The sequence below is a fragment of the Streptomyces sp. BA2 genome, from assembly GCF_009769735.1.
Classification (GTDB): domain Bacteria; phylum Actinomycetota; class Actinomycetes; order Streptomycetales; family Streptomycetaceae; genus Streptomyces.
This window is the reverse complement of the sequence record NZ_WSRO01000002.1, coordinates 4,911,657-4,924,654: the sequence shown is the minus strand read 5'-3', so window position 1 is coordinate 4,924,654 and position 12,998 is coordinate 4,911,657. Positions and strand designations below refer to the sequence as shown.

The window sequence follows — 12,998 nt, the reverse complement described above, 5'->3', positions numbered from 1 at the left end:
TCGCGTCGTCCTGACCGGCTACCGCCTAGAGGTAAGGCCCTCCGGTCCGTCCCGCGATGCCGCCGTCCCCTTCCTCCTCGCCGCCGCCCACACCGGGCGGCAACGCGCGCCGCATCGATTCGAGCTGCGCCCGCGCCGCCATCTGCTGCGCGAAGAGGGCCGTCTGGATCCCGTGGAAGAGCCCTTCGAGCCAGCCCACCAGCTGGGCCTGCGCGATGCGCAGTTCGGCGTCGCTGGGTACTCCGTCGTCGGTGAAGGGGAGGGAGAGGCGCTCCAGTTCCTCTACGAGCTCGGGGGCGAGACCGTCCTCGAGCTCCTTGACCGAACTGGCGTGGATCTCCTTGAGCCGCACCCGGCTCGCCTCGTCGAGAGGTGCCGCCCGCACCTCCTCGAGCAACTGCTTGATCATGCTGCCGATGCGCATGACCTTCGCCGGCTGCTCGACCATGTCCGTCACCGGGACCTCGCGGGATTCGTCGTCTCCGCCGCCGCCGAGTGCCATTCCGTCCTGGCCCACGACCAGGACCTGGGGGCTCTCGGGCGACCTTTCGTTCCTCGGCATCTCCATGCCGCCATTCTCTCGCACCCGTACATCACACATCGGTGGTGCCCCCATTTGCCGCTGATCCACCGTGTACGAAGGGGCCGGACGTGTCTGCCGTCCGTCTGTGTATGCCATCCGTCCGTGTCAGCCGCCCGTCCGTGTCAGCCGCGGCGCAGCCGCACGGCGAAGAACCCGAGACCGAGGCCGATGAGGACCAGGCCGCTGCCGAGCGGCAGGACGCGAAGGCCGGGCAGGACGGGTTCGGCGGCCGTCCGCCGGGTGGTGTCGGACGCGGTGGTGGCCTGGCCGAGGGGCTGCACGGCGGGGGCCGGGGTGGAGACGGGTGGGGGGACCTGCCGCGGTGGCCTGCGGGGCGGCGTGGACGTCGCGTCCGGCGGCGCGGGCTCGTCCCGGCCGGGCCTGGCACGGCCTTCGCCGGGGGCGCTCCCGGCGCGGGTCTCACCGGGAGTGGGGTCGGCCGCGTACGAGAGGGAGACAGCCGCGTACGAGAGGGAGACAGGGGAGACGGCGATCAGCACCGTCAGAATCAACAAGGGGCGTAGCCATGGAGTCACCGCGCCGGCTCCCTCCCGCTACCGGGTCGGAGAGATCACTGATGCCGGACAAGCTTCACATGGTGCCGCTTGTCCGGCATCTTGAGCCCCGCGGCGCGATCATCCGGCATCGTGAGCCCCGCGGCGCGATCAGCGGACGAGCAGCACCTTCCCGATGTGATTGCTCTCCTCCAGGACGCGATGGGCGGCCGCCGCGTCACTCATCGGCACCGTCTGGTCGACGATCGGCCGTACGTGGCCGGTGGCGATCAGCGGCCACACGTGCTCGCGCACCGCCGCGACAATCGACGCCTTCTCCTCGGCGGGGCGGCCCCGCAGGGAGGTCGCGGTGACAGCGGCGCGCTTGCCGAGGAGCGTGGCGATGTTCAGCTCGCCCTTGACGCCGCCCTGCATACCGATGATCGCGAGACGGCCATTGGCCGCGAGGGACTGCACGTTGCGGTCCAGGTACTTGGCGCCCATGTTGTCGAGGATGACGTCCGCGCCCGCGCCGTCCGTGGCCTTCTTGATCTCCTCGACGAAGTCCTGCTCGCGGTAGTTGATGAGGATGTCCGCGCCGAGCTCCCCGCAGAAGTCGAGCTTCTCCTTGGTGCCCGCCGTGACCGCCACCCTGGCGCCGACGGCCTTCGCCAGCTGGATCGCCATGGTCCCGATACCGCTGGAGCCGCCGTGCACGAGGAACGTCTCGCCGGGCCTGAGGTGGGAAATCATGAAGACGTTGGACCAGACCGTCGACGTCACCTCGGGCAGCGCGGCCGCGGTGACGAGGTCGACGCCGTCGGGCACGGGCAGCAACTGGCCGGCGGGGACGACGACCTGCTCGGCGTAGCCGCCGCCGGCGAGCAGCGCGCACACCTCGTCGCCGATCTTCCAGCCGGAGACGCCGGGGCCGATGTCGGTGACGCGGCCCGCGCATTCGAGCCCCGGATAGGGCGACGATCCGGGTGGCGGGTTGTAGAAGCCCTGGCGCTGGAGCAGGTCGGCGCGGTTCACGGCACTGGCCACGACGTCGACCAGCACCTCACCCTCGCCGGGTACGGGATCGGGGACCTCGGCCCATACGAGCGCTTCGGGTCCACCGGCTTCGGGGATCGTGATCGCATGCATGCGGGCGAGGCTACTCTCTGCCCATTCCAGTCGTCCGACTATGTGCGCAGACCTCCGCGCGGCGGATTCGACTTGGCGTCCGGCGCCATCGGTGAGGTCGTCGTCGCCCGCACGATGGTGATCAGACGGTCCATCAACTGCAGCTTCCCGACGGCAGGATCGTCGTACCCGAGCACCCGATGTCCTCGTACGACACTGACGACCAGGTCGTCCGTCTCGCGAACCCCGAGACCCACCTCGGCCTTTATCACCGGCCGCTCGACGAGATCGAGCCCGCTGCCCTGCTGGATCAGGTCCTCCATGACCATGCCCGCGCTGGGGCTGAGCACGGAGAGGCCGAGCAGCCGTCCCGCCGCGCTGGCGCTGGTGATCACCGCGTCCGCCCCGGACTGGCGCAGCAGCGGCGCGTTCTCCTCCTCGCGCACCGCGGCCACGATCTTCGCCCCGCGGTTCATCTGCCGGGCGGTCAGCGTGACCAGGACGGCGGTGTCGTCGCGCTGGGTCGCGATGATGATCTGCCGGGCGCGCTGAACCTCGGCACGGAGGAGCACATCGCTGCGCGTCGCGTCACCGATGACGCCCGCGTACCCCTCCGCGGTGGCAGCCTCGACGACCTTCGCGCTCGGGTCGACCACCACGATCTGCTCGGGCTTCAGACCGGTGGCGCAGACGGTCTGGATCGCCGAGCGACCCTTGGTGCCGAAGCCGACGACGACGGTGTGTTCACGCAAGTTGGACCTCCAGCGGTTCAGACGCCATTCCTCGCGCGTACGTTCCGTGAGCACTTCGAGAGTGGTGCCGACCAGGATGATCAGGAAGAGCACGCGCAGCGGCGTGATCAGGAGAATGTTGCAGAGCCGCGCACTGTCGCTGTACGGGACGATGTCGCCGTAACCGGTGGTCGAGAGCGTGACGGTGGAGTAGTAGGCGGCGTCGAGGAAGTCGAGCGCCTCGTCCGAGTTGTCGTGATAGCCGTCGCGGTCGATCCAGACGATGAAGGTCGTCAGGGCGAGCACCGCGAGCGCCATGAGGAGTCGCTTGGCGACCTGCCGCAGGGGCCGCTCGACGATTTGGCGCGGCAGTTTGATCCGGTGGGTGACGAGGTGTTCGTCGGGGTTGCGGGCGATGGCGTCGTGGCCGGGAAGTTTCACGTGAAACACTCCCCGGCCGTGCCCGCCGCCATTCCGGCTCCCGCGCCGGCTCCCGTGCCGGTTTCCGTGCCGGTTTCCGACAAGGCCCAGGGGAGGTCGAGGACCTCCAGCTCCTGGCCCCGTCGCCCGCCGCCCGGCGGGACGACCGCGAGCCCGTCGGCCACGGCGATCCCGCGCAGCATCGCCGGACCGTTGTAGCGCAGGGGCACGGCGTGGTCGTCGCGAAGAGTCACGGGGACGAGACGGGTGTCGTGCGGGTGCCCGTGCACGTCCTCGCGCAGAACAGCGGTGTACGCCGACGGGGCGGGGCGCCCCGAGAGCGTACGCAGCAGGGGTTCGGCCAGGGTCAGCAGGCCGGAGACCGCGGCCAGCGGATTGCCGGGCAGGCCGACGAGGTGCTGGTCGGGGCGGATGCGGGCGAGCAGCATGGGGTGCCCGGGGCGCACCGCGACGCCGTCCACGAGGAGCTCGGCGCCGATGCGGCGCAGGATGGGGTGGACGTGGTCGACCGGTCCTGACGCGGTGCCGCCGGTGGTGACGATGAGGTCTGCGGCGGAGGTGGTGAGGGCCTGGTGGAGCGCCTCGGCATCGTCACCGAGCCTGCGTACGGCGATGACGTCCGCGCCGAGCGACCGCAGCCAGGGCGGCAGCATGGGCCCGAGCGCGTCACGGATGAGGCCCTCGTGGGGGAGCCCCTCGGTCAGCAACTCATCGCCCAGGATCAGCACTTCGGCACTGGGCCGGGGGACCACGGACAGTTCGTCGTACCCGGCGGCTGCCGCGAGACCCAGCACCGCCGGGGTCACCAGGGAGCCGGGCGGCAGGAGTTGGTCACCGGAGCGGCACTCCTGGCCGCGCGGCCGGATGTCCTGCCCGTGTGTGACGTCTCGACGGGGGTGCAGCCGCCCCTTGTCGTCGGTGAGGCCGTGCTCGCTGCGGATGACGGCGGTGGCCTCCTGGGGGACCCGCGCCCCAGTCGCGATGCGCACGGCTTCCCCGTCGGAGAGCGGCTCCGGCCGCCCGTGCCCGGCGAGGATCCCGTCGGCCTGAACTTCCCAGGGGCCGGGGCCTGCGACGACCCAGCCGTCCATCGCCGAGGTGTCGAAGGAGGGCAGGTCGGTGAGTGCGACGAGGGGCGCGGCGAGCACGAGACCGAGCGCTTGCCCCAGAGGGACGGCGGCGGGCACGGAGGTGGAAGGCGCGGGCCGCGGGGCACTGCGGGCGGTGGTGCGGGCGGCGGGCCAGGGGGTGATGTCGCGGCGCTCGGGCCGGCTGCCGGGGGCTTGGTTCTCGGGGCCACCGGAGTCGCCGCCGTTCTGCGGTGTCGCCCCTTGCTTGCCGGGGGTCGCGGCGGATGCGGTGGGCGTGGGGACGGGCGCGCGCGAGGGCCGGGGGGCGGTGCCGTGCCCCGCGTCGCCCGCGTCGCCTGAGGCGTCCGAGGCGTCCGGCGCGCTCCGAAGGTCGCCGCCGACGGGCTCGGCGTCGGGGCGCCTGCCGGTCCTGCGGCCATGATCGTCGTTCACCAGGGCGAGAGCCTCGTCGAGCTCGGCGTCCGGCGCGGGCTGCCCACTCATCCGGCATCCGGCCGCATGTCGTCCCTGGCGTCCTGCCCCGGGCCGGGGCGGGCTTGCGGTGGTTTCGGGGCGGGCGCGGCGCCGGGCTTCCCGCTGGGCGCGGCGGTCGGCTTCTCGCTGGAGGGGGCGGATGGCTTCCCGCTGGAGGTGGCGGTCGGCGTCCCGCTGGAGGGGGCGGATGGCTTCCCGCTGGGGGTGGCGGCTGGCTTCCCGCTGGAGGTGGCGCCCGGATTCCCGCTGGCGGTCGACGTCCCGTCAGGGGCGGTGCCCGGGGCCGCGCCTGGCCCCGCGTCGGCTTGGCTCTCCTCCGCCCACCGCGTGGCCAGCGCCGCTGCCTTGCGGGCGGCGTCGGCCACCGCTTCGGGGCCGCCGCCCTGCGCGGCCCGCGCCGCCGCGTACCCCACCAGGAAGGTGGTCAGCGGAGCCGCAGGCCTTGCCACGCCGTGTGCGGCGTCGCGGGCGAGGTCGAGCAGCAAGCCGGTGTCGACGTCGAGCTCGATGCCCAGTTCGTCCTTGACTGCGGAAATCCATTCATCCAACACGTGCCCATGCTCCCTGATCCGCGCCCTGGCGGCCGCGATGTCGTCCCAGGTGTCGCAGTCGAAGGACGCTACGGCGTCGGTGACCCGGGTGAGTTCGAGCCGCGCCGTGAGCGATCGCAGCGGAAGCCCCGTCAGACCATCGTGCTCGGCGGCGAGCTCCGCGATCTCACGCTTCAGCGAGGCACTGCGATAGGCCGCGACCAGCGGCTGGTCCCGGCCGTCGGCATCTCGCAGCAGCGCACCGTCCGCGCCGCTCTCCCGCAGCGCGGTGAGGAGGCCGCCCACGGTTCGCTCCTCCAGGAACGGCAGATCGGCGGAGAGCACCATCACCTGCTCCGCTCCGGTACGCCGCAGCCCCGCGTCGAGCGCGGCGAGCGGCCCCGCCCCCGCGGGTTCCTCGCGCGCCCACACCACGGGGCGTGCGGTCGGGCGGGGGGCGGCCACGACCACGGTCGTGCCCGCGCCGGAACACGCGCCGAGCACCCGGTCCAGCAGCGCACGGCCGCCCACCCGCAGGCCCGGCTTGTCCGCACCGCCGAGCCGCCTGGCACCGCCGCCCGCGAGCACTACGGCGTCGTACGGGGAGAGGTGCGGGGAGAGGTACGGGGAAGCGTGCGGGACGTCGGTCGGGGCGGCTTCCGAGGCGGCGGATTCGGCGTCGCCCGGAGCCCTCTGCGCGGTCATCCCCCGAGTATGGGCGTACGAAGGATCAATGCCACCCCTCTGTACGGGGACTCACATCACCGCATCAGGACTCACTCCGCTGCCCCGGGCCTCCTCACACCGCCCGCAGCAGCACCGCCGGCTGCTCCACGCAGTCCGCCACGAACCGCAGGAACCCGCCCGCCGTGCCTCCGTCGCACACCCGGTGGTCGAAGGTGAGCGAGAGCTGCACGACGTGCCGCACCGCCAACTCCCCTTGGTGCACCCATGGCTTGGGCACGATCCGGCCCACGCCGAGCATGGCCGCCTCGGGGTGGTTGATGATCGGCGTGGAGCCGTCGACCCCGAACACCCCGTAGTTGTTCAACGTGAACGTGCCGCCCGTGAGTTCCCCCGGGGTCAGCTTCCCGTCCCGCGCCGACTCCGTGAGCCGGATCAGCTCGGTGCTGATCGATTCGGTGGTGCGCGTGTTCGCGTTCCGGACCACGGGGACGACCAGACCTCGGTCCGTCTGCGCGGCGAAGCCGAGGTGGACGTCGGCGAGCCGGACCACCTCGCGTGCCTCCATGTCCACGGTGGAGTTGAGCATCGGGTAGCGGGCCAGCGCGGCCACACTGATGCGGGCGAACAGCGCGAGCAGCGAGACCTTCTTCTGCCCGCCGCCCTCCTTCACGGCGGCATTCATCGCGGCGCGGGCTGCGAGCAGTTCGGTCGCGTCTGCGTCGACCCAGCAAGTGGCTTCCGGTATCTCCCGCCTGCTGCGGGACATCTTGTCCGCGACGAGGCCCCGGATGCCGGTCAGCGGATAGCGGGTCTCCGCACCCGCCGGCGCGACGCGGGTCTCCTCGTCCGCCGCTGCCACCGGCGTGGGCGTGCCCGAGGCCGTCTGCGCGGCGGTCCGCTCCGCCGCTATGGCGGTCTCGACATCGGCCCGCATGATCAGCCCGTCCGGGCCGGTGCCCGTCAACTCCCGCAGCTCCACGCCGTTCTCACGGGCCAGCTTGCGTACGAGAGGTGAGATCACCGGTATCGGACCGTCCGGGCGCGGAAGGGTGCCCGGCGGAAGAGTGCCCGGCGGAAGGCTGTCCGGCCCCGCGGCCACGGACGGCGCGGCAGGCTTCGGCGCGGTCGTCGTGACGGAACGCGGGGCGGCCTTCGTGACGGAATTCGTGGTGACCCCCGATCGCACCCTCCTGCGCCGCGCGGGAGCCGCGGCCGTGCCGTACCCGACCAGGACGTTGCCGGAGGAATCCTCGGCGGCAGCCGCCTGCAGGGCTCGCTCCGCGGGCTCTTCCGGCGCCTGGGCAGGAGCGGCAGCCGGAGCCGCGCCCGCGTCCCCGGCCGGGGCGCCGACGGCGACCGTCAACAGCGGCGCGCCCACCGGCAGTTCCGCCCCCTCCTCACCGAAGCGGGCCGTCACCACGCCTCCGTACGGGCAGGGCACCTCCACCATCGCCTTGGCCGTCTCCACCTCGACGACGGGCTGGTCGACTGCGACGACATCGCCGACCTGCACGAGCCAGCGGGTGATCTCCGCCTCCGTGAGCCCCTCACCGAGATCGGGCAGCTTGAACTCAAGGCTGTTCACATTCAGACCGGGCGCCATCAGCTGTCCGCCTCCCATTGCAACCGCGCGACCGCGTCCAGGATCCGGTCCACGCCCGGCAGATGATGCCGCTCGAGCATCGGCGGCGGATAGGGAATGTCGAACCCGGCGACGCGCAGGACGGGCGCCTCCAGGTGGTGGAAACACCGCTCGGTGACGCGAGCGGCGATCTCCCCGCCGGGTCCGCCGAACCCGCCCGACTCGTGCACGACGACCGCGCGCCCGGTCCGCCGCACGGAGGCGGCCACCGTCTCGTCGTCGAAGGGCACGAGGGAGCGCAGGTCGACCACTTCGAGGTCCCACCCCTCGGCGACCGCGGCCTCGGCCGCCTCCAGGCAGACGGGCACGGACGGCCCGTACGTGAGGAGCGTGGCGCTGCGGCCGGTGCGCCGCACCACTGCTTTGCCTATGGGTTCAACGGTCTGCGGCGCTTCCGGGTTCCAGTCGGCCTTGGACCAGTAGAGGCGCTTGGGCTCGAGGAAGACGACCGGGTCGTCGGAGGCGATGGAGGCCCGCAGCAGGCCATAGGCGTCGGCGACCGTGGCGGGCGTGACGACATGAAGCCCCGGAGTCGCCATGTAGTACGCCTCGGAGGAGTCGCTGTGGTGCTCGACACCGCCGATGCCGCCGCCGTAGGGCACGCGCACCGTGATGGGCAGCGGCCTCGCGCCCCGCGTGCGGTTCCGCATCCGCGCCACGTGGGAGATGAGCTGCTCGAAGGCGGGGTAGGCGAACGCGTCGAACTGCATCTCGACGACGGGCCGAAGTCCGTACATCGCCATGCCGACGGCCGTGCCCAGGATGCCCGCCTCGGCGAGCGGTGTGTCCGTACAGCGGTCCTCGCCGAACTCCTTGGTGAGCCCGTCGGTGACACGGAAGACCCCGCCGAGCGCTCCGACGTCCTCTCCGAGGACGTGCACGGACGGGTCCTCGGCCAGGGAGTCACGCAGCGCGCGCCCGAGCGCCTGCGCCATGGTGGCCGGTTTGGCTGCCTTCTTGGTGGCCCGTTCGGCCGCGATCGTACTCATCGCGCGTTCTCCTCGCCGTGCGCGCTCTCGGCGCCGTCCGCGCCGTCTTCGTCCGATGCCTCCAGCTCGGCCCGCAACTGGGCCGCCTGCTCGCGCAGTTGGGTGGTCTGCTCGGCGTACACATGGCTGAAGAGGTCCATGGGGTCGAGCTCGGGGTCTTGATTCATGCGTTCGCGCAGGTCGGCCGCCATGGCCTCGGCGTCGTCCCGGGCCGCCCGCATCCGGTCCTCGTCGAGCAGGCCGCGCTCGGTCAACTCCCGCTCCAGGAGCAGGATCGGGTCGTGCGCGCGCCAGGCCTCGACCTCGGCGTCCCCGCGGTAGCGCGTGGCGTCATCCGCGTTCGTGTGGGCGTCCATGCGATAGGTCACCGCTTCGACGAGCGTGGGGCCGCCGCCCGAGCGGGCGCGGGAGACCGCTTCGCTCAGCACCTCGTGCACCGCCGCCGCGTCGTTGCCGTCCACCAGACGGCCCGGCATTCCGTACCCGACGGCCTTGTGGGCCAGGGAGGGGGCGGCCGTCTGCTTGTCGAGCGGCACGGAGATCGCGAAGCCGTTGTTCTGCACCAGGAAGACGACGGGCGCCTGCCAGACGGCCGCGAAGTTCAGCGCCTCGTGGAAGTCGCCCTCGCTGGTGCCGCCGTCGCCGACCATGGCGAGCGCGACCACGTCGTCGCCCTTCAGGCGTGCGGCGTGCGCGAGCCCCACGGCGTGCGGGAGCTGGGTCGCGAGAGGGGTGCACAGGGGCGCTATGCGGTGCTCGCGCGGGTCGTACCCGGTGTGCCAGTCGCCGCGCAGCAGGGTCAGCGCGTGGACGGGGTCGAGGCCGCGGACGACCGCGGCGAGCGTGTCGCGATAGCTGGGGAAGAGCCAGTCCCGCTCCTCCAGGACGAGCGCGGCAGCCACCTCGCAGGCCTCCTGGCCTGTGCTTGAGGGGTAGACGGCGAGCCTGCCCTGCTTCGTCAGGGCCGTCGCCTGCGTGTTGTACCGCCGTCCTCGCACCAGCTGGGCGTACAGACGGCCCAGGAGCTCCTCGTCGGCCTTCCCGGCGGCCTCGGTGCCCAGGACGCGGTAGGGCTCCGCATCGGGCAGCAGCGGCGCGGGGTCGGTCCTGAGCTGCCATGCGGGTGGCGGGGTGGACCGGTAGACGCCCCGCTGCTCCATGACCGTCATGTCGGCACCTCCATGTGGAAGCGGTCTCCTCGTGGGAGCGGCAAAGGAGGCGCGGCAATGTGAGGCGCCTCACCTACCGATTGTTCGGTCGTCGGCACATTTTGGCTACAGGCACCTCCAGGCTGTGGACAAACGGTTCTCCACAGCCTGGGATGGATGCAGTACGTCCATGGTAGGGAGGCGGGGGGACATGGCATCTGAACGAATGGCCGACGGGCGCGACGGTGATCGTCTCGAAAGCCGGTCCGGCGACCGCCAGGAGGGCCTGCCCCGTCCGCTGGACCCGATCGACCGCGACATCCTGCACATACTGCACACGGACGGTCGCGCGTCGATACGGTCCGTGGCCGAGCGCGTCCATGTGTCACGGGCCAACGCGTACGCGCGCATCAACCGGCTCATCGACGACGGCGTGATCCGCGGATTCGGAGCCCGGATCAACCACGAGCGGGCGGGCCAGGGCGCGTCGGCATACATCACGCTCAAGATCGTCCAGAACACCTGGCGCACGGTCCGCGAGCATCTGCGCACGCTGCCTGGCGCCTCTCACATCGCGCTGGTCAGCGGCGACTTCGACGTACTGCTCCTGGTGCACACGCCGGACAACCGCGCGCTGCGCGAGCTGGTCCTCACCCGGCTGCAGTCCATCCCCGAAGTGCTCAGCACGCGTACGTTGCTGGTCTTCGAGGAGGACGACCTGGACCCGGAGAGCTGATCCGGAGCCGGAGAGCTGATCCGTCAGCTGCCGCTGCGCAGTCCCGCGAAGGCCAACTGCACGACGGCGTCGGCGACCTGCTCCCCCGACGAGGCACCTCGGGCGTCCGGGCGGTACCACTCCACGATGGAGTTGATCATCCCGAAGAGCAGGCGGGTGGCGAGGCGCAGCTCGACGTCCGAGCGCAGATCGCCGTCGGCGACGGCCTCCTTGAGCAGATCGGCGACCTGCTGGTCGAACTCCCTGCGCCGCTCCATGGCCCACCGCTCGGTGTCCGTGTTGCCGCGCACGCGCAGCAGCAGCGTCACATAGGGCAGTTCCGCGACGAGCACCTCGACGGTGCGGCGCGTGACGTGCTCCAGGCGCTGCACGGCGGTGCCCACGCGCGCGTGCTCCTCGGCAAGGATCCCGAAGAGCCCGTCGAGCGCGCGGCTCACCGCGCGGCGCAGCAACTCCTCCTTGCCGGAGACGTGGTGGTAGATCGAGGACTTGGAGATACCGGCCGCCTTGGAGAGGTGCTCCATGGACGTGCCGTCGTAACCGCGCTCGTTGAAGATCCGGACCGCCACCGTCAGGAGGGTCTCGGGGGTGTACGTGTCGCGCCTGGTGGTGGTCATGAGCGGTCCTCTCGCGCTGCCGCGCGGCGCAGTGCCTGGGACGGCGCGTAGCGGCCTGTGGGGTACTCCAGGTGCAGGCGCTCCAGGGTTTCGAGGACCCATCCCGCGCCGATCTCCTCGCCCCACGCGAGGGGGCCGCGCGGGTAGTTGACGCCGAGGCGCATGGCCGTGTCGACGTCCTCCTTGTCGGCGACACCGCGCGCGACGGCGTCCTGCGCGAAGTCGACGAGCATGGCGACGGTACGGGCCACGATCATCCCCGGTACATCGGCGACGACGCTGACCTGCTTGCCCAGCGCCTGGAAGAGGCCCACGGCCTCGCGGACCTGCGCCTCGCCCACGGTCGCTGCGGGCGCCAGGGCGATCCTGGTCGCGGACTTGTAGTCCAGCGCGAGGTCGAAGTGGATCACCGGCGCCTCGGCGTCGTCCGCGGCGGACCCGTCGGCAAGGAAGAGCCTTACTCCGCTGGGCAGTTCGATCCAGCCGGGGAAGTCGGGGTCGAGAGGCTCCTTGTACGCGACGTCGATCCCGGCCCCGCTGATCAGCCCGGCAAGGGACCGCGCCTGGAACAGCTCTCCGTGCACCGCGACGGACGCCGGGGCCGGTGCGGGCTGCGCCGTGTGCGGCTCCGCGCGCGGGGCGTCGTCCCCGTACGCGTACCAGCCCTGCCCGGCCTTGCGGCCGAGGCGGCGTGATTCGACGAGGCGGCGCTGGGCGAGTGACGGGGTGAACTTGGGGTCCTGGAAGAAGGACTCCCACACGGAGCGGGTGACGGCCTCGTTCACGTCCTGGCCGATGAGATCGGTGAGCTCGAAGGGCCCCATCTTGAAGCCGCCGGACTCGCGCAGGACGGCGTCGATGGTGGCCGGGTCGGCGGCCCGCTCCTCGTGGACGCGCAGCGCCTCGGCGTAGAAGGGGCGGGCGATCCGGTTGACGATGAAGCCGGGGGTGTCCGCGCTGCGCACGGGCGTCTTGCCCCAGGTCCGCGCCGTCTCGTACGCGCGCGTGGCGGCCGTTTCGTCGGTCGCGAAGCCGCTGACGACCTCGACGAGGGGGAGGAGCGGCGCGGGATTGAAGAAGTGCAGGCCGACGAAGCGGCCGGGCTTCTTGAGCGTGCCTGCGATGGCGGTGACGGAGAGGGACGACGTGTTCGTGGCGAGGAGGCAGTCTTCGCCGACCACCTCTTCCAGCTCTTCGAAGAGGCGCTGCTTCACGGAGAGCTTCTCCAGGATCGCCTCGATGACGAGTCCGCACCCGGCAAGATCGGCGAGGCCGGCGACCGGTGTGAGCCGGTCCCCCGCGGCGGTCCGGTCGGCGGCCGCGAGCCTGCCCTTCTCGACGAGCCGGTCAAGGCGTGCGGCGATCGCGGCGGCCGCGGTCTTCGCCTGCCCCTCCACGGCGTCATACAGCCGCACGGGGTGGCCCGCCAGCAGGGCGACCTGGGCGATGCCCTGCCCCATGGTGCCGGTGCCGACCACGGCAACGGGGCTGCTGAGCTCGAGTGCTGTCATGCTCGCGATCCTCCCGCACGAGGTGTCCGCCGGAGGGTGCGGGGGTGCCTGGCGAGAAGTTGTCCACAGGTTCGGCGGACCCCCTTGTCCCGACCGATCGTTCGGTTACTCTAGCTCTGTCCGTCCGTTCCTGCCCACTGCCCTGCCCAGCTCGCCGGCTCGACGAAGAGCCGGCTTGACGAGGAGTTGGTCCGAT

11 protein-coding genes and 1 pseudogene are annotated in these 12,998 nt (G+C 71.8%); 1 reads left to right on the top strand and 11 read right to left on the bottom strand.

Annotated elements, in window-relative coordinates:
- Window positions 1-25: 25 nt before the first annotated feature.
- The 9 genes and pseudogenes from E5671_RS24915 to pdhA all read right to left on the bottom strand — a co-directional run bounded on the left by E5671_RS24915 (window position 26) and on the right by pdhA (window position 9,959).
- On the bottom strand, window positions 26-568 hold the full coding sequence (locus E5671_RS24915; protein WP_160506159.1) for a bacterial proteasome activator family protein: 543 nt from the start codon (window positions 566-568) through the stop codon (window positions 26-28).
- 137 nt (window positions 569-705) lie between these two features.
- Complete coding sequence (locus E5671_RS24910) at window positions 706-1,119, bottom strand: hypothetical protein (protein WP_160506158.1); 414 nt, start codon at window positions 1,117-1,119, stop codon at window positions 706-708.
- Window positions 1,120-1,248: 129 nt separating this feature from the next.
- Entirely contained in the window at window positions 1,249-2,226 is a 978-nt protein-coding gene (locus E5671_RS24905) for an NAD(P)H-quinone oxidoreductase (RefSeq protein ID WP_160506157.1), read from the bottom strand.
- 38 nt (window positions 2,227-2,264) lie between these two features.
- Window positions 2,265-3,386 (bottom strand): potassium channel family protein, encoded by a 1,122-nt coding sequence (locus E5671_RS24900; RefSeq protein ID WP_336605834.1) that lies wholly within the window; start codon window positions 3,384-3,386, stop codon window positions 2,265-2,267.
- Window positions 3,374-4,951: a molybdopterin molybdotransferase MoeA gene (locus E5671_RS24895; RefSeq protein ID WP_202121248.1), complete on the bottom strand. Its 1,578-nt coding sequence runs from the start codon at window positions 4,949-4,951 to the stop codon at window positions 3,374-3,376. Before E5671_RS24895 ends, E5671_RS24900 begins: the two co-directional genes overlap by 13 nt.
- Window positions 4,952-5,205: 254 nt before the next feature.
- A pseudogene (locus E5671_RS24890) lies at window positions 5,206-6,177 on the bottom strand (NTP transferase domain-containing protein); the annotation flags it as partial.
- 94 nt (window positions 6,178-6,271) lie between these two features.
- Window positions 6,272-7,780 (bottom strand): dihydrolipoamide acetyltransferase family protein, encoded by a 1,509-nt coding sequence (locus tag E5671_RS24885; RefSeq protein WP_160506155.1) that lies wholly within the window; start codon window positions 7,778-7,780, stop codon window positions 6,272-6,274.
- The gene (locus E5671_RS24880) at window positions 7,762-8,790 is read right to left on the bottom strand and encodes an alpha-ketoacid dehydrogenase subunit beta (protein ID WP_160506154.1); all 1,029 of its coding nucleotides are present in this window, start codon (window positions 8,788-8,790) and stop codon (window positions 7,762-7,764) included. Before E5671_RS24880 ends, E5671_RS24885 begins: the two co-directional genes overlap by 19 nt.
- Window positions 8,787-9,959: a pyruvate dehydrogenase (acetyl-transferring) E1 component subunit alpha gene (gene pdhA / locus E5671_RS24875; protein ID WP_160506153.1), complete on the bottom strand. Its 1,173-nt coding sequence runs from the start codon at window positions 9,957-9,959 to the stop codon at window positions 8,787-8,789. The genes E5671_RS24880 and pdhA overlap by 4 nt, the downstream gene beginning before the upstream one ends.
- 205 nt (window positions 9,960-10,164) lie before the next feature.
- Here pdhA and E5671_RS24870 point away from each other — a divergent pair, with 205 nt between their 5' ends.
- Window positions 10,165-10,674, top strand: coding sequence for an Lrp/AsnC family transcriptional regulator (locus E5671_RS24870; protein ID WP_160510393.1), 510 nt, complete (start codon window positions 10,165-10,167; stop codon window positions 10,672-10,674).
- A gap of 23 nt (window positions 10,675-10,697) precedes the next feature.
- Here E5671_RS24870 and E5671_RS24865 read toward each other — a convergent pair whose 3' ends face one another.
- Window positions 10,698-11,291: a TetR/AcrR family transcriptional regulator gene (locus tag E5671_RS24865; protein ID WP_160506152.1), complete on the bottom strand. Its 594-nt coding sequence runs from the start codon at window positions 11,289-11,291 to the stop codon at window positions 10,698-10,700.
- Window positions 11,288-12,802, bottom strand: a complete 1,515-nt coding sequence (locus E5671_RS24860; protein ID WP_160506151.1) for a 3-hydroxyacyl-CoA dehydrogenase — start codon at window positions 12,800-12,802, stop codon at window positions 11,288-11,290. The genes E5671_RS24865 and E5671_RS24860 overlap by 4 nt, the downstream gene beginning before the upstream one ends.
- Window positions 12,803-12,998: the final 196 nt, after the last annotated feature.

Bases quoted from the DNA above. Each gene is read 5' to 3' on its own strand.
- pdhA (WP_160506153.1), bottom strand. From the start codon at position 9,959: ATGACGGTCATGGAGCAGCGGGGCGTCTACCGGTCCACCCCGCCACCC.
- E5671_RS24860 (WP_160506151.1), bottom strand. From the start codon at position 12,802: ATGACAGCACTCGAGCTCAGCAGCCCCGTTGCCGTGGTCGGCACCGGC.
- E5671_RS24865 (WP_160506152.1), bottom strand. From the start codon at position 11,291: ATGACCACCACCAGGCGCGACACGTACACCCCCGAGACCCTCCTGACG.
- E5671_RS24895 (WP_202121248.1), bottom strand. From the start codon at position 4,951: ATGAGTGGGCAGCCCGCGCCGGACGCCGAGCTCGACGAGGCTCTCGCC.
- E5671_RS24885 (WP_160506155.1), bottom strand. From the start codon at position 7,780: ATGGGAGGCGGACAGCTGATGGCGCCCGGTCTGAATGTGAACAGCCTT.
- E5671_RS24880 (WP_160506154.1), bottom strand. From the start codon at position 8,790: ATGAGTACGATCGCGGCCGAACGGGCCACCAAGAAGGCAGCCAAACCG.
- E5671_RS24915 (WP_160506159.1), bottom strand. From the start codon at position 568: ATGGAGATGCCGAGGAACGAAAGGTCGCCCGAGAGCCCCCAGGTCCTG.
- E5671_RS24905 (WP_160506157.1), bottom strand. From the start codon at position 2,226: ATGCATGCGATCACGATCCCCGAAGCCGGTGGACCCGAAGCGCTCGTA.
- E5671_RS24870 (WP_160510393.1), top strand. From the start codon at position 10,165: ATGGCCGACGGGCGCGACGGTGATCGTCTCGAAAGCCGGTCCGGCGAC.